Below are 25,414 nucleotides of genomic sequence, written 5' to 3' on the forward strand. Positions count from 1 at the left end.
CCCCGGCAGGCCACGAGACCGGCCCCTGTCCCCGAGGCTCGGTCATGTGGCTGAGGCTCCTCACCTCAACCACATGATCCGAACTCTGAACAGCTTCTAGACCGCTTCCGCCCGGACACGCAGGGCCGCCTCGACCATGTTCCTGAGGCTGGCCTCCGTCTCCGGGTAGCCGCGGGTCTTCAGGCCGCAGTCGGGGTTGACCCAGAGCAGGGCCGGATCCACCGAGGCCGCGGCCGTGCGCAGGGCGGTCTCGATCTCACCGGCCGAGGGCACCCTGGGCGAGTGGATGTCCCACACGCCGGGCCCGATGCCGCGCGCGTAGCCGAAGGCGCGCAGGTCGTCCAGGAGTTCCATCCGGGAGCGGGCCGCCTCGACGCTGGTCACGTCGGCGTCCAGGTCGCCGATCGCACCGATGATCTCCCCGAACTCCGAGTAGCACATGTGGGTGTGGATCTGCGTGCTGTCGGCGACCCCGCTGGTGGCGAGCCGGAACGCGGCGACCGCCCACTCCAGGTAGGCCTCGCGGTCGGCTCGCCGCAGCGGCAGCAGCTCGCGCAGCGCGGGCTCGTCGACCTGGATGATCCTGATGCCCGCCGCCTCCAGGTCGCGGGTCTCGTCGCGCAGGGCGAGCGCCACCTGCCTGGCGGTCTCGCCCAGCGGCTGGTCGTCGCGGACGAAGGACCAGGCCAGCATCGTCACCGGGCCGGTCAGCATGCCCTTGACCGGCTTCTTCGTCCGCGACTGCGCGTAGGAGGCCCAGCGCACCGTCATCGGCTCGGGACGCGAGACGTCGCCGAACAGGATCGGCGGGCGGACGTAGCGGCTGCCGTACGACTGCACCCAGCCGTGCTCGGTGGCGGCGTAGCCCTCCAGCATCTCCGCGAAGTACTGGACCATGTCGTTACGCTCGGGCTCGCCGTGCACCAGCACGTCCAGGCCGATGTCCTCCTGCAGCGCGATGACGCGGTCGATCTCGGCCTCCATCCTGCGCTCGTACCCGGCCCTGTCGATCTCGCCCGAGCGCATGGCGGCGCGGGCCTGGCGCACCTCGCCGGTCTGCGGGAAGGACCCGATGGTGGTGGTGGCCAGCGGCGGCAGGCCCAGGTCGGCGTTCTGCACGGCGAGCCGCTCGGCGTGCGGGGCGCGCGAGGTGCCCTCGCCCAGGGCGTCCAGCCTGGCCCGCACCCGGGGGTTGAGGAACCGCTCCGCGGCGCTCTCCCCCGCGATGACCTCCTCGCCGTTCAGCGCCCTGCCGATCCGTACGACCTCGGCGACCTTCTGCCTGGCGAAGGCGAGCCGCCCGCGCAGCCGCGGGTCCAGCGAGGTCTCGGCGTCCAGGTCGAGCGGGACGTGCAGCAGCGAGCAGGAGGTGCTCACCACCAGCCGGTCGCTCAGCCCGAGCAGCGCCGCGCAGGTCGCCAGCGCCTTCGCGGTGTCGGTACGCCAGACGTTGCGGCCGTCGACGACCCCGGCGACGAGGGTCTTGCCGGGCAGCCCGCCGACGGCGGCCAGCGCCTCCAGGTTGCCGGGCGCCGAGACGAAGTCCAGGCCGACGGCCTCGACCGGGCCGCGGGCCAGGATCTCCAGCGCGGGCCCGATCTCGCCGAAGTAGGTCGCCACCAGCAGCCGGGGGCGGCTGCTCAGTTCACCCAGCCGCACGTAGGCCCGGCGCAACGCGGCCAGCTCCTCCTTTGTACGGTCGGCGGCGAGCACCGGCTCGTCCAGCTGCACCTCGGCCACCCCCGCCGCGGCCATCCGTTCCAGCAGCTCGGCGTAGGTCTCCAGCAGGCCGTCCAGCAGCCGCAGCGGCGCGAAGCCGGGCTCGGTGGACTTGGCCAACAACAGGAACGACAGCGGCCCGACCAGCACCGGCCGGGTCTCGACGCCCAGCCGCCGCGCCTCGGCGTGCTCGGCCAGCGGCTTGCTCCAGTCGAGCCGGAACCGGGTCTCGGGGCCCAGCTCCGGGACCAGGTAGTGGTAGTTGGTGTCGAACCACTTGGTCATCTCCAGCGGCGCCACCCCCTCGGCACCCCGGGCCATCGCGAAGTACGGATCCGCCGCCCCGGAAAACCGCTCAGGCACCGCGCCCACCAGCGCGATCGCATCCAGCACCTGGTCATACAGCGAGAACGTGTTGGACGGCACCGCATCCAGCCCCGCCCCCGACAGCTCCCGCCACACCCCTTGCCGCAACCCCGCGGCCGTCCCCTGAAGACCGGCGGCATCGACCCGCCCAGCCCAGTAATCCTCCGTCGCCCGCTTCAACTCGCGACGATCCCCGATACGGGGGTAACCCAAAACAGTCGTGGTGACCTTGCTCATGGCGTCCTTCCCTCGGCTCATGCCATGCCGACCCACGGCCGCGAGCGAGGACATGCGAAAGACGCATCCCAGGCCCTCCCACGAGGCCACGGATCACCGCACACCGGACGGCGCACGGGCGACTGGCAGGTCTTCGGACTCGCGGGCACCACACACAACCCCTACTGACCGTCGCTTCCCAGATGCGCACACACCCAGTGCCAATGACGGCGTTCGTTCCCACTCACCGCTGCGGGGCAGCCCCGGAATCACACCGGGTTCCCTCTTACGACTCCCGGCACCGCAACGGCGCCGGGAGAACCAACCGCGCCACGAGCATAACCCGCCCTGCCGAGGAGACCATGCTCCCCCTGTCCAAGTGGCGCTATGCAGGAAGCGGCCACCGACGCGGCGCCCCCTTCTGGACCGAGTCTGCTCGGCAACACATCGCTACTGCTCGCAAGGTCGCCAAGGAACGGGCTCATCGTGAAATGGAGTGACTTCATAAGACTGCGTTCCAGCCGCCCGGAAGCCATCTTCACTCTTCTGTACCGGATACAGGGAAGTGATCTAGGCTTGGCCACATGACTGGCTACCTTCAGGTTTCGACCACAGTGGACAGCCGTGATGCGGCGATGAATCTTCTCAGATCTGCCATCCGTGCGAAATTGGCAGCATCGGGTCAAGTCTTCGGGCCTGCACAGTCTGTTTTCTGGCATGAGGGGAAAATAGGCGAAGGGGAAGAGTGGCAGATCTTCCTGAGGACGACCGCGGATCGCTACTCGGACTTGGAGTCACATTTGATATCCGAGCATCCGTGGAACAACCCTGAAGTGACCTTCACATCGATTGACGGTGGATCGGCTCCGTACTTGGAATGGCTGAGAAAGACGACGGCATAGCCATACGGTCGAATAGTTCGGCGACAGATGGCAGCGACCTATGATTCTCAAGTCGCTCAAGAACGGCACTGGCGCGCTGGCGTGGACGAATTGACGCGACATCCACGGAAAGGCTCAGTGACTGACTCAGCGCGGCAGATGCGCGTTCGATCTCCCCGGCGTCTAGATACGCTTCTGAAAGCCAGGTCATATAGAGGGACTTGTCTCGGGCGTGGGTGTCCTCGTACTTCGAGAGGGCATCCTCAAGAACGGCAATACCCTTAACGGGTTGATTCAGCGCGACCCAGCACCGTCCCGTCATGATCTGAAGTTCGAGCCGGTCAACCCAGAGCGCCCAATCTGGATTTGGCTCGCCACTGCTCTCCTCAAGTGCCCTACCGGCTTCTTCGAGGGCTCTTTCGACCTCAACCTGGTATCTCTGCCCTTCAGACGCGTACGCCCATGCCGCCCGCTCCAGCAGGAGTGCCCTGACCGCAGAGGGAGTCCCTCGCTCCGCCACCCGGCACGAAGCATCCGCTTCCTGAATCCCCGGAGAGCCGTAACTCACTTTCTGATAAGCCAGGAACGCCAGCGAGTTGGCAAGAAGAGCGGTGTCTCCGGCATCGGTGGCGGCCGACAGGCTTTTCTTGAAAAGCTGCCTCGCCCTCTTGGCCCATCCTGCGTCGAAGGCAGCCCATCCCGCCTGTTGTGCTTGCTCGCTGACCACGCTTAGAAGCGCTCTTCCCGTCTTCTCCGTATAACTGGCCTCGTTGACGAGTGTGCTCGTTCTCTCAAGCTCGGCAGCATAGAGAGGATAGGTTTCGGCGCCACCTAGGTAATCGTCGATTCGACGCAGCCGCGCAATGCGCTTGCGAAGCGAAACGACAAGCTCATCATTGACGCGTCGCCCCTGAGGAAGACCCTCAAACGGTACTGGAATAGCGGCAATGCCCACAGTCGCCACGGAGGCACCGAGAAATTCCCTGCGTAGCACATCATCCTCCGGCTCAGTGCGTGACGTGCTTTCCGCGCTGAACAGTTCATTCTCGTCCAGGTCGAAAGCGCGGCAGTAAAGCAGTCGGTATGGATCCCTCGGCTTATGCCTGCCCGCTTCCCAGTCTTTGATCATGCGGGTGACGGAATCCCGTCCCGGCATACGGCTACGCGTGCGTTCGTCGGCCAGTTCGGTCAACGCTCGGGCCATTTCCCGCTGAGTCCACAGCCGGTTACGCCGTTCGGCGCGTAGCCGTCGCGCCCAAGCTGGAACGTCGCGCATCGCGTTACCTCTGGAGATAGGGGTCTGCGTCTCTCCCTCAGTCTCCCCTATTCCCCTTCTGCTGAGCCTGTTACTCCTCTTCTCTCCCCTGGTCTCCCCTGTCCCGCCCTATCTCCGCGTGCTGGTGGGGCGCTGTCATGGGAGGACCGTGAAAAAGCGGAACCCGCAGGCGCGGTCACGCCGTACGGGTTCCTTGATCGCACAGAGAGGTGCGACCCATGGACAACTGTAGAGCCGTCCCGCCTGTCGTTGACGAGGCGACGGTGGAGAGCCAAGACAAGGCGCTGGCCGTGGTTCAGCGGCTTCTCACCGAGCGGGGAATCCGTGCTCACCGCCATCACACGATCAGCCTGGGGCTGTTCGCCAACAGTGAGGCCGCCTGGCCCGACCAGCCTCCGCTCCGATCGTGGATGGAGCGACACCCGCCGGAGCTGACCGTGAAGGGTCCGCAAGGCTGGCGCGTAGCCACGGTGACCATGGGTCCACGCTCAGGCTGCTACCTGGTGTCCATCCGTAACGGCGCCGATCTTCAAACCGTCAGGCAGGAACAGCCGGAAAAGGTGGTTGACCTGATCCTGGCCGCTCGTGGGATGTGACCGTGTACGGCTGGGTCATCCTGGGCGACGCGGCCATCAAGCGCGTCAACGGCCAAGAGATCATCATCACTGCCGGGAAGTCGGGCAACCTCGGGGCGGCCATCAGAGCGTGGGAGGACAACGAACGTCACCGGATGGCGTACGAACTGGGCAACCTCGGTCGCCTGGTCAATGACGCGTTGGACCGGCTACGACAGGCCAGGGACACCTGATGGCGGCTCGGGTAGGTCACTCCCGCTGTTGGTGACCATGTCATCCGGTGGCAACCCGACCCGAAGCACAGGGCCGCCAGGCCCGCGCATCGGAAGCGGGGCGGCAGAGGTGTTACTCCCACTATTCGAGTGTTCCTGATGAACATGAGCGGAGCAGCCGGCGCAATCCGAAGGACCCCGTAGGGGCCGCGTAGCGGTTGGGCCGGTGGTCGGAGCGGGCGGCAGTGCGTTCACGGTCGGCGCGGTGTTCGGTACGGCGGGCGGGCTGGTGCGGCGGGCGGCGGGGTCCGGCCATCCGCGCCGGGCGGGCGCGGGATGGGACCGGCCTCCAGGCCGCATGCCCGGCCCCGATGTCCGTCCGGCGCGGATGGGCGCGCCGCGCCGGACTGCGGCGCGAAGCGCTGACGCCCTGATGATGCAGATGAACCTACAACTTCTTCATCCCGAAACAACCAAGGTGTGATCAAGGTCGGCGCGCGTCAGTACGAACGCCTATAAGACGGTTCGTGAAAAACCGCTGAAGTTCACTACGGCTGGTCACATAGGGAACGAAGGAGGGCGCCGATGCTGCCCCAGCCGTAGTCGGCGACAGGCGAAGTGCGCGATCGTTACGGCCTAACTGGACGCTCACTCCCAAACGTCACAGGTCTGCGGGCCTCCAGCCTGTTGCATACATCTCAAAAGCCGCAATGGCTCTTTGCAGTCGCGGGCTCACGTCTTGGCCCGCGATATACTCCTTTAGCTGCTCAACCGCTATGGCTAGCTGGCCCTCGCCGCCAAAAACGGAAGTTAGCGCGCCCCAAGCAAGTTGGTCTTCGAAATTAATGACAACGCTCCCCAGCGAATTAGTCCGACTCGGGGAAAGGGCGGTTTCGAGAAGGCGAGCAGTCACTGCTGGAGTCATAGCGGACTCGATAGCAGGTTCACCCGATTCCGCATCACAATCAACGGACTGCACGACCGTGCGAAGCAATTCCCTCTCTGAGTGCAGAGTTTCTGCCGGAGCAGACTTGATGTACTCACGAATATCAACTCGCAGTACTTTTTCCATTTCTGGACTGATCATTTGACCTGCAGATTCCCTTTGTTTTCCTACAATAGACAGGAACATCAGGCGAGCGTATGGGCTTTGCGTCGCTTCATATATCGTCCGCGCTATCACGTCAACATCATCTGAGGCAACACGTTGCATTAGCTTCTTCACCGGCCGAAGAACCGTGTAGTCCCTACCGTAATCCAGCATCTTGGCCGACTCTTCACTGAAGCGGGGAAACAATCCCAGGAGAGCGATTACGACTGTCGGAATGTTGTTGTCATTGATCTCATCAACATGGGCAAGGAAACGGTCGAGCGCATCCTCCAAATAACGATCTGGAATCACGGAGAGGGCACTCGCAAACTCATGTTCATTTCCAGCAGCGTAAACAATCGAGTCGACATGCTTGCTCGGCGAAATGCCGGATGGTAGCTCTCGGTGAAGGTAATACTTCAGGACAGTTGAGTGGGCTACTCGCCGGTCACGTCGCCACTCCTGTAACGAGTCATTTCCGTGCCACAAGTTTTCCGTGTAAAGCTGAGCGGCAGGGAAGATGTACCTAATGAGGGCTCGACCTACATCGTAGGGTAGCTCTTTCTGTATAGCAGACACTTTCTCAGCGTCTGCCGTGAACGTATCCTGGTTGCGTGTACCAGTTTGCCAGTTAGAGACATTCGTCAGTGCGCCAACATTTTGAGCTATAAGATCGTGCGCAGTCGGTCGCATTACACGGATAGCTTCCAGTGCTATGAGATCCGAAAGAGAAACTTCATCGCCCGCAGATCGAACAGTGAGAGGGAGAGATGACAAGAACCTCTTCACATCTCTCACTGTGTTAAAAAGTGGCCTGACGACTTGCCAGAACACATCAGGAAAGCGGTCCTCACCGAGACTGGGCATCGCGATGTCGGCGAGAACCTCTAACATCCCAATCCTGAGAACCGACGCCAAAGCTTCATCTGCGGCCAGCGGTACTTCTACTGAGGTCTTTACGATCTTCTCTAGGTAAGCTGCACCGTCGAGACCTTCTTCGCCGAGGGCGTTTTCTACCACCTTTCTATCAAAACATAGAAGGTAAACTACGTTAGGAAAAGAGCCATTGAGTCGAACAAGCCTGAATAGATCGCGTATCTCCTGGCGCGTGAGCCGATCAATGTCATCGATAAGAACAATGATCCTTCCGTCCAGCTGACTCAAAGCATCAGAAATCTCAATTCTTTGCTCGTGGATGCTTGTATTGAGAGCCTGAGATACTCCCTCCGATGTTTTTTGAGCAACATCGATGATTGCTGCTGCTCCGGGTATGAATTTTAGAGGCGAGAGAGAGGCGGAGTATTTGTTGAACTTCTCGGCAATACTGGCAGTGGCATCTTTAAGCCGCTTCTTTCGGCTTCTTCCGCCGCTCAGCTGCCGAGCCATTTCATCAAAGAAGAAACGGATCAAGTAGTCGGTTCCCGAGAAAAACCATGGATTGAACTCAACGACTTGCACCGCTTCTTGTTCGCGCAGGATGTTGGCAGTTAGGTTCAGTAGCGATGTCTTGCCTGTTCCCCATTTCCCCGTGATTGCCACCACCGCGCCGCGTTCAACGTTCATGGCTTGCACTTCGTCAGCTATTGCAGTCGCTAAGAGCGACCGGTTCAGCAGGTCATCCTCGACGTTGAGAATCGGATCATCCCCTGCAAAGAGGGCGGATCGTCCATTGGGGGTGAGAATCGGCTCGCTCATAACGTCCACCTCGCTGGCTGGGGCCCGTACGTTGGTCGGCCTACCGTACTTCGTGATGAGCTTCGACCGACTCGTCCTAGTGGTCTTTGGTGCGTGGGCGGCGCTGGCCGCGACCGGCCGAAGAGCCGCAGCGCGGCCAGCGACCGCCCGACGCGCGCAGGCCGCCGCAGGCGGACTGCCTTGACCAAGTAATGAAAATCCTCGCGGATCGACCCGCCAACGCGTCTCGATCATGTAACTCAGGGACCTACAGGGCCGGTTGCCCAGACGTCCTAGCAGCTCAGAGTATTGATCACCTCAATGAGTCACTACGCCGAGCGCTCTCCCGCGAATAGTTGCCTTTGCGGTTGAACTAGTGGTAGTTGGTGTCGAACCACTTGGTCATCTCCAGCGGCGCCACCCCCTCGGCACCCCGGGCCATCGCGAAGTACGGATCCGCCGCCCCGGAAAACCGCTCAGGCACCGCGCCCACCAGCGCGATCGCATCCAGCACCTGGTCATACAGCGAGAACGTGTTGGACGGCACCGCATCCAGCCCCGCCCCCGACAGCTCCCGCCACACCCCTTGCCGCAACCCCGCGGCCGTCCCCTGAAGACCGGCGGCATCGACCCGCCCAGCCCAGTAATCCTCCGTCGCCCGCTTCAACTCGCGACGATCCCCGATACGGGGGTAACCCAAAACAGTCGTGGTGACCTTGCTCATGGCGTCCTTCCCTCGGCTCATGCCATGCCGACCCACGGCCGCGAGCGAGGACATGCGAAAGACGCATCCCAGGCCCTCCCACGAGGCCACGGATCACCGCACACCGGACGGCGCACGGGCGACTGGCAGGTCTTCGGACTCGCGGGCACCACACACAACCCCTACTGACCGTCGCTTCCCAGATGCGCACACACCCAGTGCCAATGACGGCGTTCGTTCCCACTCACCGCTGCGGGGCAGCCCCGGAATCACACCGGGTTCCCTCTTACGACTCCCGGCACCGCAACGGCGCCGGGAGAACCAACCGCGCCACGAGCATATGCCAGACACGCCCCCTCCAGCAGACCGGCCGGGCGGTCAGGGGATCCCGCCAATGGCAAGCCGGCAACACAGGCAGTCTCCTCGGCCTGCCCAATCCTGCCGAAGAGACCGCATTCCCCTGTCCGAGCGGCGCTACGCCGGAAGTGGCCACCTACTCACTGCGTCATCCACCCCGGCGGTTCAGTTGAGGTCGCCTTGCGCCACGTCTTCGCGACCTCCGCAGGGTTCTGCTGATGGAGGTTGCGGAGGAGCATTGTTGCCACGCGGACGAGATCGAGGAAATCCCGCCCTATAGGGATCCGGAGACCTTCCACAATTAATGCAAGGCCCTCCTCAAGTCGTTCTGATTCACTTATCGATTGGCCATTGACAACGCGGCCGGTGGCCAAGTCCACACGGGCAAGCATGCGCCTGACGTCCTTCGAACGCCGCCTGTCGGTGACCGGGCTCGCACTCGACGTGCGGCCGAGGGTCTGTCTCCCCTTGCGGTAAGCGGCGTGACCGGTTGCCGCGCTCCATCATCGTGGCCGCGACCGTCGACGGCCCACGCCGGTGTCGGGATGAACCGTCGATTCGACATACTCGAATTCCCGATGAGGAATCCGCCGATCAGCCAGGAAAGTCCATGAATCGAAACCCTTGACAAGATGTCTCGCATTTATCAAGGCTGTGATCAGGTACCAAATCGAAGAGGATTCGAGTTATTCGAATGGTGACGACAGAAATGGCGACGACGAGGAAGTCGTCGAGTACGACCAAGGCGTTCGAGCTGCTGTAGACGGTGGCGTCCGAGTGAACCGAACCAGCGCACATCGGCACCCGTGACGGGGGACGCGCCTCGCGCGCGGCCCCGAGGCCCGGAGCGGCACGAACGGACGCCTTGCTCAACGAAGAAGGAAGCGCAATGAGAGCAACAACTCGCAATCGCAGACGTCGCTCGGCCGTGGCGGCCCTGAGCATGGTCACCCTGGGGGCGTCTCTGCTCCTCGCCGCGACGCCGACCAGCGCGACGTCGGCCGCCGCGACGTCGGCCGCCGCGGACGGGCCCAACGCCTCGATCATCTTGGGCGAGGTCAACGAGGAGAACGGTCTCCGCCAGATCGAGGAGGGTGACGGCGCGACCGCACCCGTGACGGTCGGCGGGCGGAGCGCACGCAAGACCGTGCAGACCTCGGCACCGGCGCAGCACATGTACTTCCAGGTCGACGACGCGGTCGCCTTCGACGGCGCCTTCGTCGCGTGCCTGCAGGTCGAGTACTTCGACGAGGGCGGGGCCACGTTCCGCGTCCAGTACGACTCGACCAGCAGCGCGTACGCCGGGACGGGTTCGGTGAACCGCACCGGGTCGAACACGTGGAAGACGGCGGGCTTCGAGCTGATGGACGCCCGGTTCGCCAACCGCGAGAACGGCGGCGCCGACTTCCGCGTCGAGGCGGGCACGACCGGGGTGACCTTCCACAGCGTGAAGTTGACGATCATCCAGGAAGACGACGGCGTCACCCCGCCGTGCGCGGCCGCCGATCCCGAGCCGGAACCCACCCCCATCCGCTGGCGGCTCAAGTACGACGAGCCGTTCGACAAGAAGATCCGCACCGAGGCGAGCCCGTGGGTGCTCGACGACTACAGCGAGCCGGTCGACGACTTCAACGACGACAACGGCGACCTCTACCGCCTTCAGCTCGGTCCGAAGTTCGACGCGGCGATGGCGACCATGCGGACCTACCGGCAGGAGACCGAGTTCGGCAAGGACGGCTGGCTCACGGCGTCCCTCTCCACGCGTGAGAGCGGCGGGCGGGTCGACGACAGCTACACCGACACCGCCGAACGTCCGTCGATCAAGACGGAGAAGCTGGAGACCGCAGGCGCCGTCGCCAAGATCGCCGTGCCTCACTACACGGGTGGCGCGATCATCCGCAACACCGAGCCGCTGCCGAAGTACTACCGCATCGAGTACGACCTCAAGACGCTCGACTTCGGCGGCTTGCGTAACGGCTCGCTGTTCTACGACGGCAAGTACAACGGGTACAGCCTCGGGGAGTGCAAGACGTTCTACCCCTGGGTCGGCGACCCGAACGACATCGACCCGGCCGACCCCTGCGCCACCCGCTCCGTGCGGGAGGACAGCAACGAGGCGTACAACGCGTTCCACTTCATGTCGATCCTGGACTTCCCGGCGATGCCCCGGAACCTGGCGATGTACCACTGGCACCGCAAGGTGCTCATGGACCAGTTCAGCCCGGCCCCGTCCCGGAACACGAACGGCTACGACGTCTGCAACTCGCTGACCGGTGAGAAGTACCCCTGGGACCAGAGCAACCGCACCACGGTGAACATGCTCTACTTCACGGGTTCGCTCGGTCAGTCGCAGACGTTCGTGACGAGCTGCGACCGTCGGCCGGTTTCCGGCGTGCAGAAGTCGGCCGTGGAGCTGCAGCCCGAGCTGATGCCCCACAAGGACTACGCGTTCGCCATCGAGCGCACCGAGGCGGGTTACACGCTCGAGGTGAGCGGCGTCTTCAAGAACGTCGGCAAGCAGACCTACCGGTTCACCCGGGGCTTCATCGACGACGACGCCGGCGTGATCGGGGCGAACGTCCCGATCTTCCACTACAACGTGGACGCCGAGGAGTACAACGGCCAGTTCAACACGTCGCACACCGCGCAGGGCGCGTTCGGCTCCAAGACGTGGGACAACCAGTGGCCGGCCGGCTCGGCCTACCCCGACTACTTCGTCATCGGTGAGCCGTACACGAACGTCGGTGAGGGCCAGGCCCGCATCGACAACATCCGGCTGTACGTGCCGAAGAAGTAGGCACGGGAAGCTCGCGGTCGAACTGACGCGGCCGCGCCCCTGGGACCTCAGACCGCACCCGGGGGCGCGGCCCGCGCTCCGAATTCACGCGATCCTTCGTTTCGAGTCTTCGATCAGAGGGAACCTGCCCGGCCCACGGACGCGGACGACGCTCCCTCCCGACTTCGCATGGAAGCGTTCCAGTCATCCGCACCGGATTCGGGATTCGGGATTCGGGGAGGTGATCCCGGCCTGGCCGCATGACCGACCGCCCTCGGCGTCTTGCCGCCGTTCTCTGGGTCTGACATTTTGTTCGGCGTGTCCACCGACCTACCGACCGAAACACCGAGCGCGTTCCGGGAGCCTCCGCGGCCCCTCCCGCCCTTTCCGCCGGTTCCCGTCCGGTCGCGCCGAGCGGCCGGTCGCGTGTCCCGGACCGGCGGCTACGTCCTCGCCTCGGTCGTCCACCTTCTGGCACCGGTCTTCCTGGTCATCGGCGTGTACCTGGTCACCCGTCTGACGGTGGCCGGCATCCTGTTCGGCCTCGTGGTCCTGGACCTCGCCTGGCTGCTGCGTCCCCGCCCTGCCCCCTTCCCCGCCTCGGCCATACCCCTCACCCGCTCGGACGCTCCCCACCTGTACGCCCTCGTCGACCGCATCGGCGAGGAACTGCGGGCCCCCCGAGCGGACCTGATCGCCATCAGCGGTGCGGTCAACGCCTCGTTCCGTACCTACGGCCGGCGACGCAGCCGTCTGGTGGAGATCGGCTACCCGCTCTGGCTGATCCTCACCCCGCAGGAACGCGTCGCCCTCCTGGCTCACGAGATGGCCCACTCCAGGAACGGCGACGCCAGACACGGCCTCGTCGTCGGCGGTGCCCTGTACTCGCTCCACGAGCTCCGCGTCGTCACCGGCTTCGGGTGGCAACCCGGTGACGGCCTGTCCGCTCTCGTCACCCAGTGCCTGCTCGCGATCCTGGGCGTTCCCGTCCGCGTCTTGATCTTCCTGCTGGAACTCCTGCTGAACCGCTCCTCCCAGCACGCCGAATACCGTGCCGACGAGATGCAGGCCCAGGTGGCCGGCTCCACGGCCGCTGCCTCGCTTCTGGACGTCTTGATCACCCGGACGCAGTCGGTCGGCGGCTTCCTCACATCCAGCGCGGTGGCCGTCGGAACCGGGAACCTGTGGACGGCTCTCCGGTCCCATGTGGACGCCGTTGCCGAAACCGAGCTCGAACGACACCGCGAGTTCGCCCGCGTCGAGAAGACAGGGGTCGACACGACTCATCCGCCGACGTACCTGCGCATGCAACGTGTGCTGGCACTGCCGTACCTGGAACCGAGGGTGTCCGCCGCAAGCTCGGAGCAGATCGAGGCAGAACTCGACAAGGCGGCCGGACGCGTGGCGCGGCGTCTGAGAGAGGACGCCCAGTCCGCCCGCTATCGGTGAGCCTTACGGATGGGAATCCGCCGACCGCCGTCACGCGATCAGCCCGGGACTGTTCGCCGACAACGCGGTGGGCCGGCCCGACCAGCCTCCGCTCCGATCGTGGATGGAGCGACACCCGGCAGAACTGACAGCGAAGGGGCCGCAGGGCTGGCGCGAAGCCACGGTGGCCATGGGGCCGCGCTCGGGCTGATCATCATCGCCGCCGGGAGGCCGGGCAACCTTGGGGCGAATGTCAGCGCTTGGGAGGACAACAAACGTCACCGGATGCGTACGAACTGGGCAACCTCGGTCGTTTGGTCAACGACGCGTTGAACCGGTTACGACAGGTTGGGGACACCCGATGGTGGCGGTGAGCGTAGGCCGGCAGCTCGCGGGGCCAAGGTCACGCCCGTCGAGGACCTCGATGTCGGTGATGGTCGTCGCGCTCGGATCCAAGTTCAGCCAGATGACGTCCTCACCATTACGCTCCAATCGCACCACCCAGGATCCCGCCGAACCCGGCGGAGCGGTCAAGAGGTTGGTGCAGGTAGCGCTACAGGTGCACACGCCATGGAACAGCAGAGTTTCGACTGTGTCCGCCAGAGGATCGTCCTCGTCCTCGGCATGTAGCAGAGCGACGATATCAGCGACAAGGTCGGGAAACACGTCCACCAGGCGCGGATACCGACCAGCAGTCATAACGCGCACGATATACAAGTACGAGGCAGTCGCGGGTCAGTGGCGTTCGGTCGTGTGAGGCGGCGTTGCTGTACGGCTGAGCCGATCTCGCACTGCCAGACAGGCCGAATGTTCGTAGACCCGAGGTGATGCTCATACGTACTGGCCTGCTTCCCTTCGGCGCCCACCAGGTCCGCGCTCAGAGCGCTACAAGCAGAAGCAGGATCCACATTATGAGCGAACTGATGGGGACGACCCTGGACATGATCCAAAGCTTGGAGAGCGCTTGTTTGGGCCGAGTGTCTCGAACACGGCGATAGTAAGGAATCGTTTCGCGTGCACTCATCGCCAGGAAGAGTATGTACCGATGCTGTGTGATCGCTACATAGGTCCATGCAGCAGCAAGGACCAGCCCGAACATGGCGACGAGCGTCGCCGCGGTGGTCTCAGGCTGCGCACCCGACGAGAGGAGCGAGTATCCGACGACCAGCATGGAATGGGTTACCAGAAAGAAGTTGCCCATCTGAAGAAACATATTGTCTTCATGCAACGCATGAGACCAAAGAAGGTCGCGACTCTCGCCCTGTTCTTCTAATTCGTCATTCACCTGTCTGTCCTCTCCTGCTCGGTTCAACTCCTCATTACTCGGCTTAGTTCCAGTCGATCAAGCCACCTTTCCGAGCTACATGCTTGACCACAGCGCTGATCTTCCCGTTCGCTGTCGACCAGCCCCAGAGGGGCGGCAGGCCAGTGACGGAAGGTAAAGCTCGGCTTCGCGTGCATATGCTCCTGGCGACCTTCCTCGCCTGCTGGTTGCTCCACCTGGACAGCCGGGCGTGAAATGAAGGAGCTGGTCCGCCGGACTTTTCCGAGTTGGTGGCCGGCGGGACGATCAGGGCTCATCAGCCAACTGGTGTCCAGCACGACAGCCGTATCAAGGAAAGCGGCCAGGGTCGGCCGGGTTGTGAGGCCGGGCTCTTCGGTCGGGACGATCGCCAGCGTGGTGTCCCCGACGGGAACCGGCCGTATCGAGAGCCGCATCCCCCGGTGCTCCTCCCGCTCCGCTCGGGCCGCCCGCGTGGCGGACCTGGTGGAACGGGGCCGCGATACGGTTCGGCGGCCGGTCGGCCATGTCGTGGAATTCGGTCCGGGCGGGAAGAGTTCGCAATCGTTTCGTCACCCGGTGGATCACCGGAACGGGCTGTCCAGGTTTACAGTGCGTCCAGTCAAGGGGGCACGATGAGATTTGGGATATTAGGTCCGCTGACGGTGTGGCGAGAGGGTGAGCAGCTCGATCTCGGCACGCCCAAGGCGCGGGTGCTGCTGGCGGTTCTGCTGTGCCAGGCGGGCAATCCTGTCTCGGAAGATCAACTGGCTGCGGCACTGTGGGGGGAGACCCCTCCGAAGAGCGCCACCAAGAACATGCAGACCTATGTCCACCGGCTCCGGCGACACCTGGGCGACCCGGCTCGCGTCGTGCGGCACGGTTCCGGCTATCTGGTGCCGGTGGTCCGGGACGAGCTGGACGCGGCGCGGTTCGAGAACCTGGCCGGCTCAGGGCAGGCGGTGGAGGCCGCCGGTGAGCCGGAGGAGGCGACCCACCGCCTGCACGAGGCGCTGAGTCTCTGGCGCGGGCCCGCGTTCGCCGGCATGACCGATGTCCCGATGCTGGCCGCGGAGGCCGCGCGGCTGGACGAGGTCCGCCTGTCGGTCCTGCAGTCGCGGATCGCCGTGGACCTGAGGTTGGGACGCCACGCCGGGCTGCTGGGCGAGCTGACCGCGCTCACCGGCGAGTACCCCCTGCGGGAGCGGCTTCGCGCGCAGCTGATGCTGGCGCTGTACCGCTGTGGCCGGCGGGCGGACGCGCTCGCCGAATACGCGCGTACCCGCAGCACCCTGATCGAGGAGACCGGCCTGGATCCGGCCGAAGAGCTGCACGACATGCACCAGAGAATCCTCACTCAGGACCCCTCACTCGACCTCGCTCCTCGCGTCGTGGCGACGATCACGGGCTCACCTGTGGGGCCGGGCCCGTACAGGCCGGCCTACCGTGACACCGCCGCGCGCCTGCCGGACGAACCGGGCATCGAGCCGGGCGAGCACACGCGTGCCCTGTCCGCCGGCCGTCCCGTCCATGCCCCGGCCCCGGCGCCCGAACCTCAGGCGGCCCCCACCCCCGCCGAGTTGCCGCCGGACATCGCGGATTTCACGGGCAGGGACGGCGAGGTGGCGGACCTCACCGAGGTCCTCACCAAGCCGCGGCCGGGCACCGTCGCCATGGCCAGCATCGCGGGCCTGGGGGGCCTGGGCAAGACCACGCTCGCCGTGCACGTCGCGCACCGGATCGCGGATCGCTTTCCCGGCGGCCAGCTCTACGCGGACCTGCGCGGCGCCTCCGCCGACCCGGCCCGCCCGGAGGACGTGCTCAGCCGGTTCCTGTTCGCACTGGGCATCAGCGCCACCGGCATACCCGAATCCCTGGAGGAACGCGCGGCGTTCTACCGGAGCTGCCTGGCCGGACGCAGAATTCTCGTCCTGCTCGACAATGTCGCCGGAGAGGAGCAGGTGCGGCCGCTCCTGCCCGGGGCCCCCGGCACGGCCGTGCTCCTCACCGGACGTGTCCGGCTGGTCGGTCTCGAGGGCGCGAGCCTGCTGGAACTCGACGTCCTGCCACCGGCCCAGGCCATGGACCTGTTGAGAAGGATCGTCGGCGACGAACGCGTCCAGGACGACCCGGACGCGGCTTTGGAGATCACCCGGCTGTGCGGCCGGGTCCCGCTGGCGGTCCGCATCTCGGCGGCCAGGCTCCTCGGCAGAAGGCAGTGGAGCCTGTCCCACCTCGCCGGCGTCCTCGGGGAGGAACGGCACCGGCTGGACGAACTCGTGGCGGGCGACCTCGACATCCGCGCGGGATTCGAGATGAGCTACCGGACGCTTCCCGCCGGTGCGCAGCGGGCCTTCCGGCTGGCCGGACTGCTCGACGCGCCCGATTTCGCCCCCTGGGCGGTGGCGGCCCTCCTGGACGTGCCGGTACGGCAGGCGGAACACGAGATCGAGACCCTGATCGACGCTCATCTGCTGAACCTCACCGGGACGGACGAGACGGGCGGGCTCAGGTACCGGTTCCACGACCTGATCCGGTTGTACGCGCGTGAGCGGGCGCAACGCGAGGATTCCGAGTCCGAGCGCCGGGCCGCGCTCGGACGGGCCCTGGGTGCGTGGCTGGCGCTGGCGGAGGTCGCGGCGGAGCACGTCCAGGGCCCCTGCTACGCGCTCATGCACAGCTCCGCGCCGCGCCGGCGGCTGCCCGCGGCGGTTTCCGGCCCGCTGCTGGCCGACCCGATGGCCTGGTTCGGCGCGGAGCACGCCGCGCTGATGGCGGGGGTCGCCCAAGCGTGCGAGGCGCGCCTGACCCAGCTCGCATGGGACCTCGCGGGGTCCACCGAGACGTACCTCAACGTGCGCGGCCTGTACGACGGCTGGCAGCGCATGCACGAGCAGGCGCTCGCCCTCTGCCGTGAGACCGGCGACAAGCGCGGCGAGGCCGTGCTGATGCGCGGCCTCCTGGAGGTCACCACCTGGAGCTCGCCGGCGGGCCCCGGACCGGCGATGACACGGATGCGGGCCGGCGCTTCGCAGCTCCTCGACCTGTTCACCACGCTGGGGGATCCGGTCGGAACGGCCGACGCCCTGGCGACCCTGGCCTGGAGCATGACGGCCGACGGGAACGGTGGTGCACAGGCGCTCGCCCTGGCGGAGCGCGCTCTGCGGACGGCCGCCGACGCGGACTACCTCGGCGGCCAGGCGCGGGCCTACCACGTGATGGCGATCATCCACGGCGAGGACGACCCTCAAGGGGCGCTCACGGTCCTGGAGCAGGCGACGAAGGTCGCCGAGGCGCTCGGCAACGCCCACTACACCACGACGATCACCCAGTTCCTCGGCGCGGCGAAATCGTTCTGCGGTGACATCACGGGCGGCCAGGAGCTGCTGGAGAGCTCCTTGGAAATGGCACGGCGGTTGCACTACCGCTATCTGGAGACGTTCTCGCTGCTCTACCTCTCGAAGCTGTTCGCCGCGGTCGGGGACGAGCGGGCCAGGGCGACCGCCGAACTGACGCTCTCCCACAGCGAGGACGGCAACTTCGGCCATTATCTCGCCGACGCGCTCAGCGTTCTCGGGCAGTTGAACCTGGCCGAAGGAGACCTGCCCGCCGCCATCGCCACCCTCGAACGCTCGGTCCAGGTGTGGCGGACCCGCGGCTCGATCCCCTACCTGGCGCGGACGCTCCGCGCCCTCGGCGACGCCCACGGCGCCGCCGGCGACCACCGCACGGCCAGGGCCGTCTGGGAGGAGGCCCGTGAACTGTTCCACGGGATCTCGCACGAGGACGGCGTGAGGACATTGGATTCCCGGCTCACGTGAGGGACGGCCGGGCTCTCGGCGACACCTCGCCGTGGACGACCGCCGTCAGACGGCCGGCGGTCATGCCCGAAGGTCACCGGCGCGGTGCCGGGCCCGATACCAGGTGCTCCGGAGGGCCGAGCCGGAGGAGCCGGTCGTCACGCTCTGGACGACCGGCTCGACACCGGCCGCGGGCGGGCCCCTGATCGAGCCGGCCGGAAGTACCGGAGGGCTGGTGCTCCCCGGTGCTCCGGCCATGCCGCCGCCCCCGACCGCGGCTCTTGCCGTGCTCGGAAAAGGTCAGGCCGAGGAGTGGCTCAGCGCTTCGCGATGTTGTACTGGACGGTGTACTGCCGCGCTCCGCAGCAGCCGGGGTGACTCGGGTTGGGAGTCCGGATCCAGAGCTGCCCGAGGGTGCCGCGGCTTACTCTGATCGTCCTCATGACCGAATACGCCTTGGAGCCGCCGTCGCAGATCTTGCCGTATCTACCCCGCTGAGCCTCCCAGTCGTTCGCGTTCGCGAAGTAGAGGTCCGGGAAGATGCATCCGCCCCTGGGGAAGCCGTTCTCGCGGATCACGATGGACCGCAGCTGCGCGGACTTGGAGGACTTGTAGGCCCAGGTGGTGGTCACCTTGATCGGGTACTTCCGGCCACGGTGGTCCTTGATCGCGACATGGGTGACCACGGACTGGACCGGCTTGACTCGCTTGACGTAGCTGACTTTCTGGTCGGGCGCGGCGTGCGCGGCGGGCGCCGTGAGCAGCCCGGCGCCGAGGGTGGCGGTGAGAGCCACTCCGATCGCGGGAAGCCGGAGTCGCGTGAGGGGTCGCACTGGTTCTCCTTCGTCATGCAAGGCGTTCCCGGTCAGATGATCATCTGACCGGTCAGGAAATCCTCTTGAGGAGCGCGGTCAAGCCGAAGAGTGGGCGTCGAACCGGGAAAGGTGAAATCGGCCGCCGCGCGGGCGCGGAGCACGTGGCCCTCGCACATCCGCATCTCGGTGCCGCCCCGACGACGACGCCGGCCGAAACTCCGAGCTCTTCCGCTCGGCGGTAATTGCAATTCCTTTCCTTGTAGGCGTTTCTCGGGTTCTGCGCTGACCAAATTTTATGTGACCTCGGTATATTCGGAGAATATGGTCGGCATACGAGCGCCGGATCCCGCCGAATGCCGCGCACCTGGTGACGATGGCGCGGCTCGCCGTTCTCCTTCTCCAACGCGCCGACCCGCCCGGCCAGAGCCCGCGCGAGAGCGACAGGAGAACGGGCGCTTTCCGGGTGATGCCGGTTTCCGCTCGTCGGTAAGGTGCGGGGATGACGACGAAGGCGTACGCGGCGCTCCTGCGGGGCGTCAATGTGAGCGGCCACAAGAAGGTCCCGATGGCCGAACTACGGGCGCTGCTCACCGAGCTCGGCCACGGCGACGTACGCACCTACCTGCAGAGCGGCAATGCCGTCTTCACCAGTGCACCGGGCGACGAGAAGGCCCTCGCGGCGCAGCTGGAGGAGGCCATCGAGAAGCACTTCGGCTTCGGCGTCGGTGTCCTGGTGCGTGATCACGCGTATCTGAGGGCGGTGGCCGACACCTGCCCGTTCCCCGCGGCCTCGCTCGAAGGCAGGCAACTGCACGTCACGTACTTCTCCGGGCCGGTCACCACGTCGCACCTCGCCTCCTTCGACGCGGCGAGGTATCTCCCCGAGGAGTTCCGGCTCGGCGACCGCGCGCTCTACCTCTACGTTCCGGACGGCCTGGGCCGCTCCAAACTCGCGGAAGCCCTGGCGAGATTCGCGCCTCCCGACGGCGTCGTCGCCACCAGCCGCAATTGGAACACCGTCACCAAGCTGGTGGAGCTGACTCAGGCCCGGCCCGCCTGACCGTCGCCGTGAGTGGTGCGGCCGGGCCGGGGACGATCGCCGGGCGGTTCGCCTTTCGACGTGCGAAGAAGGCGCGTTGTCCCGGCACGACCCCTCCGGCCGTCCGCGCTACCCGGACGGCCGGCGCGGCTGTCGCCCGGCGGCCTCGAACGCGGACTTGGCCGCCACGTGACGGCCCGCGCGCCCCAGGGCCGCCGCGGTCCGGCGCGGATCGGCGAGCGGGCCGGCGGCCCACAGGTGGTGGGCGACACGCTCGGCGACGTTGTCGCAGAAGGAGCAGGAGGAGCGAGAGGAGCAGGAGAAGCAGGAGGAACCGGTGCGCTCGAGCGCGTCGGCGACACGCAGGTGCAGCCGGATCGCCCGTCCCGAAGGCATGGTCCCGGCGATCGACTCGCGGACCAGATCGTGCGGGAAACGGAAAAAGAACGGGTCCCCGGGTGCGGGTTCGAGCAGGCCTCGCGCTTCCACGGGCTCCAGGCGATCAAGGCAGTCCTGTATGTCGAGGTCCGCGACGTCGGCGAGCAGGCCGAGGTCCACGTCCCGTCCGATCAGCGCGGCGGCCTGGAGCAGGTCCCTGGCACGGTCGTCGAGTCCGCCCATCCGGTCACGGACGACGTCTCGCACGGTGGAGGGCACCCCGGCTCGCGCCACGGCGTCCCCGGTGAGCACGCCTCCGTCGGCGAGCAGCCTGGCCAGCTCCCGGACGAGGAACGCGTTGCCGGCGGTACGCGCGTGGATGCCGCGGACGGCGACCGGGTCCGGGTCCCGGCCGCTCTCCTGACGGACGAGCTCGGCCACGCCGGCCATGCCGAGAGGACCGACCCGGATGCGGTGGTGACCGGGCATCCGGCTCGCCGCGGCCAGCGTCCGCGCCAGTGCCGATCCGGGTACGGGAGCGCGGTCCCGGAGTCCCCCGATGATCGCGGTGCCGCCCGGCAGCCGGGCCGCCAGGTGACGAAACAGGTCCAGCGACGCGACGTCCGCCCACTGGAGGTCGTCGATCACGAGCACGAGTGGCCGCTGTGCGGCGACCTGACCGACGACGGCGACGGCCGCCTCGAACAGGGAGAACCGGGCGCCGCCGCCGGGCGTCACCGACTCGCGGCGGACGTCGCCGTCGGGCCCGAGGAGACGGCCGAGTTCACCGGCGAGCCATTTCTCCCGCGCCGCGTCGAGCAGCTCGTCCAGCACCCCGCCGATCACTTGCCCCCACGGCCACATGGGCGGTGTTCCCTCGCATTCCAGGCAATGCCCCCAGACGACCGCGGCGTCGCGCCGATCCGCCTCGGCGGCGAGCTCCTGCAGCAGGCGGGTCTTGCCCGTCCCCGGCTCGCCCTCCAGGATGACGAGCCCCGTACCTCCGCCGAAGGCCGGGTCGATCGCCTGCCGCAGCCCGGCCAGTTCCCCGGCCCGGCCGACCAGGACGCCCCTGGACGACGCCCCGGATTCCGTGGCGGCTCGCGACGGCGCGGGCAGGTGTGCGAGCGGCTGTTCTGCCGGCCGCTGGACGGCCACCGCCCCGGCCGCCGTCAGGTCCCGGTCCAGCACCCGCCGGTGCGCGGCGGCCAGGGCGTGGCCGGGATCCATGCCGAGGTCGGCGAGGCGGATACGGACCGCGCGGAACACCGACAACGCCTCCGCCCGCTGACCGGCGGCGCCCAGGGCGGCGATGAGGCTCGACTGCACCGGCTCGTACAGCGGCGCCATCGTGGCGGCCAGGTGCAGGGGTGGCAGCACCCGCTCCGGCCGTCCCAGCGAGACCGCGAGCTCGGCCGCCGCCGTGCACACGTCGAAGAACCGGCCGTCCAGCCTCGCGAAGATCGACGTCGCGGCCGGTCCCTGCCTCAGCCCGGCGCCCGCGGAGCCCTGCCAGAGCCCCAGCGCCTCCGCGTAACGGTCGAGGGCCGCCTCGTGGCGCTCCTTCGCCAAGGCCGTCCCGGCGGCCTCGACGAGGTCTCGGAAGACGACGAGGTCCAGCGTCCCGGCATCCGCCGTGAACAGGTACCCGTTGCCACGCCGCCGCAGGTACGAGCCGGGATCTCGCGCCGGGAGGGCGGGCTCCAGCAGCCGGCGCAACGAACCGACGTACTTGTGGATGACGTTGAGGGCGCTGGCCGGCGGATCACCGGCCCAGATGAGATCGATCAACTCGTCGGTGTCGATCGGCCGGCCTTCCCCGGCCAGGAGGAGAGCCAGGAGAAAGGCCTGCTGCGGTGGGCCGGCGTGCAGCTCGACGCCGTCCCGCCAGAGCCGTAGCGGGCCGAGAATCCGGAGGTGGAGGGAGTCGCGGGCGGCCGGTCGGTCCTCGCCGCCGCCTCCGGCGGGAAGGATCGGCACAGCCACGCGTGCACCACCTTGATCGTCGAGAAGACCTGCGAACCGTCCGAGCTTGGCCAGTAAAGCGAACGGTGAAGCCGGCAGGTAGCGTGATCCTGCTCGATCAGTGCCCATTCCCGGCCGGTGACGTCGCGCCGTCCGGGGGCGCCCGGCCCGATCCCCGCGTGGGCGGCGCCGGACGGCGCGCTCCAGGCGGGCCGCCCGCCCGGCACGGAGATGCGGTCCGCCCGCCCGGCACGGAGATCTCGCCCGAACGCCCTACCCGGCGTCCGAACGCATCCTGCGCAACGCGGCTTCCACGTCGTGCGCGTCGACGTAGGCCCTCGGCGTGACGCCGAAGCGGCCGCGGAACTCCTTGATGAAGTGGGAGACGCTCGCGTAGCCGACGTGGCGGGACACCTCGGTGACGCTCCTCCGGCCGTCGACGAGCAGTTCGCGCGCCCGGTCGAGCCTGTACTCCTTCAGGAACTGATACGGCGTACGACCTGTGACCTCGCGGAACAAGGCAGAGAACGCCGACGGGCTCAAGGCCACCTGCCTGGCCAGGTCGTTGACCGTCAGGGGTTCCGCGTAGTGCGCCCGCGCGAACGTGAGCGCGGCGGAGATCGGGTTGCGCGAGGTCTGCCTGGCCGCGATGTGCAGCAGCCGGGAGAACTGCTCCCGGCGCAACACGCGGTAGACCATCTCCTCTACGCACATCGGCGCCATCACCCGTCGGTCGGCTCCGCTGTCGAGCGACCGCAGGAACCGCAGGACCGCCGCCAGGAGCTCCGGATCGAGCGGGGAGACGACGCACCGGTCGGCCTCGCCCCGCTCCGGAACCGGATCGAATCCGCCTGACCGCGGGCCGAGCATGCCGGTGGAGACCTTCCGTACCAGCGCCGGGTCGATCTCCAGCACGAGGGACAGGAACGGCTCGTGGGGACCGGCCCGCAGGACCTCGGCCTGGAAGTGCAGGTTGCTGCTGATCACAAGATAGTTGAACGGGTCGTAGACGTAGCGCTCGCCGTCCACGATCACCGCCTTGCTGCCCTGCGCGACGATCCCCAGGGAGAGTGACTCGATCTCCTCCCAGGCGGGTGCCGTCGGTTCGGTGAAGCGGTAGAGGGTCAGGCCGGGCCAGCCGCCGTCGTTGCCCCCGATCTCGGGTGTGCGCGCGGCCAGCGCCGAGACGAGGTCCGCCGAGCTCACGCGGTGCTCAAGCTCCGAGGTCGTCATGATGAACCTCCCTGCGGCCAAGGATGCCGGTTCTCACAGCTCGCGCTCTCCGGACTCCGCCCGAGCTTCTGAAGCCGTCCTGCTGCCAGCACCCCGGACCCCCCCGTCGCACCGAACGCGTACGGCGCTCTCGATGCTCGTCGTCGCGGCGGATCGGCCTCGAGTACGCCAGGATCGACGCCGGCGCACGGCCGGGACGCGGCGCGGACGGCTGGGACCGCTGGAATCGCCTCGCCGGTCGTTCAGGCCGGTGGCCGCACCCGGGAGGGCGCGACGCGTGCGGCGTCGCTTCTCGCTGTGACACCTCACGTGCCGGGCACGCCCGCCGGACAGGTCACACGCTGATCCAGGGCTTCGAGCCGGTCGGGAACCGGCCTGTTCGCCACCATACCAACGAGAGGTCTCTCGGGCCGAGGCCGAGGGGGAGGCCGAGGGGGGCCGGGGCGGTCGTCGGCGAGCCCGAACCAGCCATGATCGAACAGAGCGCCGTGACCGGGTCGTCGAAAGCATGATCTCGCCCGAGATGCCGGGCGGGCACTCCACCGTGGGCGAAGTGCCCTGCCACAGCATGCGACCTACCAACGGCCGCCCGTGCGGAGCTGGCCACGGACCGCGCCGTCGGGGAACTGGGCGGTGTGCAGGTTGGCGTACCAGTTCCCGGGGTTGTTCTTGATGCCCCTGAGCAGGCTGCTCTTGACTCGAACGGAACCGAAGCCGGTGTTGCCGCGAATGCGGCCGTTGGACAGCAGGTCGATGACGACGGGGCCGTTCACGCCCGCCTTGCCCCTGTGGATGTGGAAGGCGGTGGGCCTGCCGGTGTTCCTCCACTGGACGAAGTAGTAGAAGCGGTCGCCGCTGATGCGGAACTTGGCGGCGGCGATGCCGTTCCGGTCGTTGACCTTCTTGCCCGGTTCGGGCACCTCGTTCCTGCCCAGGAGCCTGGCGGCGAAGTAGTACTTCCTCCACGAGGCGACCGTGCCGGCCGTGTCTGCGGCACCGGCAGCGCTGGTCGTGTGGGTGTGGGCGTGGCCGTGCCCGGCGGGGACCTCGGTCACCCCGGCGGCCGCGGGGGTGGCGATCACCGTGCCGGCGGCCACCACCGCGGCCGCTCCTGCCGCCGCCGCTCCCCCAAGCACGCGCCGCCACGCGATCCGCCCGTTGCTCGACTGCCTGCTCATGTTCATCGTGACTCTTCTTCCTCGATCTTCCCTTGTGGCACTTTCGCCACACGCAAAACAACAGGGATGACCATAGTGCGCTTTGCGCACATGAATTCACATAAAACATGTGATCAATGACACATAACGCCTCAAGGCGAAGGATCGCCAGGAAATCAGCCGCCGGCCGGCCATGTCCGCGGAATCGATGAACAAATCCAGTGGTTATTCACTCACTGTCAACAAAAGCTCGGGCGGATTGTCGAACGCGCCCGATCTCCACTTTGTGTTCAGTGATCGTCAAGTACGCACCTCGCACGTTTCGGACGTGAGCGACGAGGTGACGCGCCCGGCCGACGCCGGACCGCACGGCGGCCACCGACATCGCCGTGCGTATCACCGCTTCAGGACGCCGGGCGGTGATCACCATTGTGGAAAAGGGTTTCCGGTGAGTGCGCCCAAGGCGACTCGG

17 protein-coding genes and 2 riboswitches are annotated in these 25,414 nt (G+C 66.8%); of the genes, 7 read left to right on the forward strand and 10 right to left on the reverse strand.

Going from position 1 to position 25,414, the window contains the following annotated elements; translation table 11 throughout:
• Positions 1–96: 96 nt before the first annotated feature.
• Positions 97–2,322, reverse strand: a complete 2,226-nt coding sequence (gene metE / locus AC5L38_RS34770; RefSeq protein WP_495247045.1) for a 5-methyltetrahydropteroyltriglutamate--homocysteine S-methyltransferase — start codon at positions 2,320–2,322, stop codon at positions 97–99.
• Positions 2,323–2,429: 107 nt separating this feature from the next.
• A riboswitch (cobalamin riboswitch) is annotated at positions 2,430–2,642 on the reverse strand.
• Between the two features lie 294 nt (positions 2,643–2,936).
• Here metE and cutA point away from each other — a divergent pair.
• Positions 2,937–3,203, forward strand: a complete 267-nt coding sequence (cutA, locus tag AC5L38_RS34775; protein ID WP_495247091.1) for a divalent-cation tolerance protein CutA — start codon at positions 2,937–2,939, stop codon at positions 3,201–3,203.
• On the opposite strand, the gene AC5L38_RS34780 is transcribed toward cutA, so the two are convergent.
• On the reverse strand, positions 3,142–4,458 hold the full coding sequence (locus tag AC5L38_RS34780; protein ID WP_495247046.1) for an NsdA family TPR-like regulatory protein: 1,317 nt from the start codon (positions 4,456–4,458) through the stop codon (positions 3,142–3,144). The two genes, cutA and AC5L38_RS34780, sit on opposite strands and share 62 nt — an antisense overlap.
• A 218-nt stretch (positions 4,459–4,676) precedes the next feature.
• Between AC5L38_RS34780 and AC5L38_RS34785 the strand changes: the two genes are divergently transcribed.
• Together AC5L38_RS34785 and AC5L38_RS34790 are read left to right on the forward strand one after the other, a co-directional pair.
• Positions 4,677–5,054: a hypothetical protein gene (locus AC5L38_RS34785; RefSeq protein WP_495247047.1), complete on the forward strand. Its 378-nt coding sequence runs from the start codon at positions 4,677–4,679 to the stop codon at positions 5,052–5,054.
• 2 nt (positions 5,055–5,056) lie between these two features.
• On the forward strand, positions 5,057–5,266 hold the full coding sequence (locus AC5L38_RS34790) for a hypothetical protein (protein ID WP_495247048.1): 210 nt from the start codon (positions 5,057–5,059) through the stop codon (positions 5,264–5,266).
• A 640-nt stretch (positions 5,267–5,906) separates the two neighbouring features.
• On the opposite strand, the gene AC5L38_RS34795 is transcribed toward AC5L38_RS34790, so the two are convergent.
• Both AC5L38_RS34795 and AC5L38_RS34800 read right to left on the reverse strand, forming a co-directional pair.
• The gene (locus AC5L38_RS34795; protein WP_495247049.1) at positions 5,907–8,030 is read right to left on the reverse strand and encodes a KAP family P-loop NTPase fold protein; all 2,124 of its coding nucleotides are present in this window, start codon (positions 8,028–8,030) and stop codon (positions 5,907–5,909) included.
• A gap of 352 nt (positions 8,031–8,382) precedes the next feature.
• Complete coding sequence (locus AC5L38_RS34800; protein WP_495247050.1) at positions 8,383–8,733, reverse strand: hypothetical protein; 351 nt, start codon at positions 8,731–8,733, stop codon at positions 8,383–8,385.
• A gap of 107 nt (positions 8,734–8,840) precedes the next feature.
• Positions 8,841–9,053, reverse strand: a riboswitch (cobalamin riboswitch).
• Positions 9,054–9,958: 905 nt separating this feature from the next.
• Here AC5L38_RS34800 and AC5L38_RS34805 point away from each other — a divergent pair.
• Together AC5L38_RS34805 and AC5L38_RS34810 are read left to right on the forward strand one after the other, a co-directional pair.
• Positions 9,959–11,866 (forward strand): hypothetical protein, encoded by a 1,908-nt coding sequence (locus AC5L38_RS34805; RefSeq protein WP_495247051.1) that lies wholly within the window; start codon positions 9,959–9,961, stop codon positions 11,864–11,866.
• Between the two features lie 405 nt (positions 11,867–12,271).
• Complete coding sequence (locus AC5L38_RS34810) at positions 12,272–13,294, forward strand: M48 family metallopeptidase (protein ID WP_495247052.1); 1,023 nt, start codon at positions 12,272–12,274, stop codon at positions 13,292–13,294.
• 297 nt (positions 13,295–13,591) lie between these two features.
• On the opposite strand, the gene AC5L38_RS34815 is transcribed toward AC5L38_RS34810, so the two are convergent.
• Both AC5L38_RS34815 and AC5L38_RS34820 read right to left on the reverse strand, forming a co-directional pair.
• Positions 13,592–13,972, reverse strand: a complete 381-nt coding sequence (locus AC5L38_RS34815; RefSeq protein ID WP_495247054.1) for a hypothetical protein — start codon at positions 13,970–13,972, stop codon at positions 13,592–13,594.
• Positions 13,973–14,150: 178 nt separating this feature from the next.
• Positions 14,151–14,558, reverse strand: a complete 408-nt coding sequence (locus AC5L38_RS34820; protein ID WP_495247055.1) for a RipA family octameric membrane protein — start codon at positions 14,556–14,558, stop codon at positions 14,151–14,153.
• A gap of 632 nt (positions 14,559–15,190) precedes the next feature.
• Between AC5L38_RS34820 and AC5L38_RS34825 the strand changes: the two genes are divergently transcribed.
• Complete coding sequence (locus AC5L38_RS34825; RefSeq protein ID WP_495247056.1) at positions 15,191–18,376, forward strand: AfsR/SARP family transcriptional regulator; 3,186 nt, start codon at positions 15,191–15,193, stop codon at positions 18,374–18,376.
• Positions 18,377–18,672: 296 nt separating this feature from the next.
• Here the strand turns inward: AC5L38_RS34825 and AC5L38_RS34830 are convergent, their stop codons facing one another.
• Positions 18,673–19,188 carry a hypothetical protein gene (locus AC5L38_RS34830; protein ID WP_495247057.1) on the reverse strand — a complete coding sequence of 172 codons (516 nt, stop codon included), beginning with the start codon at positions 19,186–19,188 and terminating at the stop codon, positions 18,673–18,675.
• Positions 19,189–19,669: 481 nt separating this feature from the next.
• On the opposite strand from AC5L38_RS34830, the gene AC5L38_RS34835 reads away from it, so the two are divergent.
• Positions 19,670–20,230, forward strand: a complete 561-nt coding sequence (locus tag AC5L38_RS34835) for a DUF1697 domain-containing protein (RefSeq protein WP_495247058.1) — start codon at positions 19,670–19,672, stop codon at positions 20,228–20,230.
• A 108-nt stretch (positions 20,231–20,338) separates the two neighbouring features.
• Here AC5L38_RS34835 and AC5L38_RS34840 read toward each other — a convergent pair whose 3' ends face one another.
• From AC5L38_RS34840 to AC5L38_RS34850, 3 genes are all read right to left on the reverse strand, one after another.
• Entirely contained in the window at positions 20,339–22,573 is a 2,235-nt protein-coding gene (locus tag AC5L38_RS34840) for an AAA family ATPase (protein ID WP_495247059.1), read from the reverse strand.
• 252 nt (positions 22,574–22,825) lie between these two features.
• A complete protein-coding gene (locus AC5L38_RS34845; RefSeq protein WP_495247060.1) occupies positions 22,826–23,785 on the reverse strand; it encodes an AraC family transcriptional regulator in 960 nt (319 codons plus the stop codon).
• A 575-nt stretch (positions 23,786–24,360) separates the two neighbouring features.
• Positions 24,361–24,969 carry a CHRD domain-containing protein gene (locus tag AC5L38_RS34850; RefSeq protein ID WP_495247061.1) on the reverse strand — a complete coding sequence of 203 codons (609 nt, stop codon included), beginning with the start codon at positions 24,967–24,969 and terminating at the stop codon, positions 24,361–24,363.
• Positions 24,970–25,414: the final 445 nt, after the last annotated feature.

Source organism: Streptosporangium nanhuense (assembly GCF_059358815.1).

Coding starts and splice junctions, on each gene's coding strand:
- metE (WP_495247045.1), bottom strand. CDS start 2,322: ATGAGCAAGGTCACCACGACTGTTTTGGGTTACCCCCGTATCGGGGAT.
- cutA (WP_495247091.1), top strand. CDS start 2,937: ATGAATCTTCTCAGATCTGCCATCCGTGCGAAATTGGCAGCATCGGGT.
- AC5L38_RS34780 (WP_495247046.1), bottom strand. CDS start 4,458: ATGCGCGACGTTCCAGCTTGGGCGCGACGGCTACGCGCCGAACGGCGT.
- AC5L38_RS34785 (WP_495247047.1), top strand. CDS start 4,677: ATGGACAACTGTAGAGCCGTCCCGCCTGTCGTTGACGAGGCGACGGTG.
- AC5L38_RS34795 (WP_495247049.1), bottom strand. CDS start 8,030: ATGAGCGAGCCGATTCTCACCCCCAATGGACGATCCGCCCTCTTTGCA.
- AC5L38_RS34800 (WP_495247050.1), bottom strand. CDS start 8,733: ATGAGCAAGGTCACCACGACTGTTTTGGGTTACCCCCGTATCGGGGAT.
- AC5L38_RS34805 (WP_495247051.1), top strand. CDS start 9,959: ATGAGAGCAACAACTCGCAATCGCAGACGTCGCTCGGCCGTGGCGGCC.
- AC5L38_RS34815 (WP_495247054.1), bottom strand. CDS start 13,972: ATGACTGCTGGTCGGTATCCGCGCCTGGTGGACGTGTTTCCCGACCTT.
- AC5L38_RS34825 (WP_495247056.1), top strand. CDS start 15,191: ATGAGATTTGGGATATTAGGTCCGCTGACGGTGTGGCGAGAGGGTGAG.
- AC5L38_RS34835 (WP_495247058.1), top strand. CDS start 19,670: ATGACGACGAAGGCGTACGCGGCGCTCCTGCGGGGCGTCAATGTGAGC.
- AC5L38_RS34845 (WP_495247060.1), bottom strand. CDS start 23,785: ATGACGACCTCGGAGCTTGAGCACCGCGTGAGCTCGGCGGACCTCGTC.
- AC5L38_RS34850 (WP_495247061.1), bottom strand. CDS start 24,969: ATGAACATGAGCAGGCAGTCGAGCAACGGGCGGATCGCGTGGCGGCGC.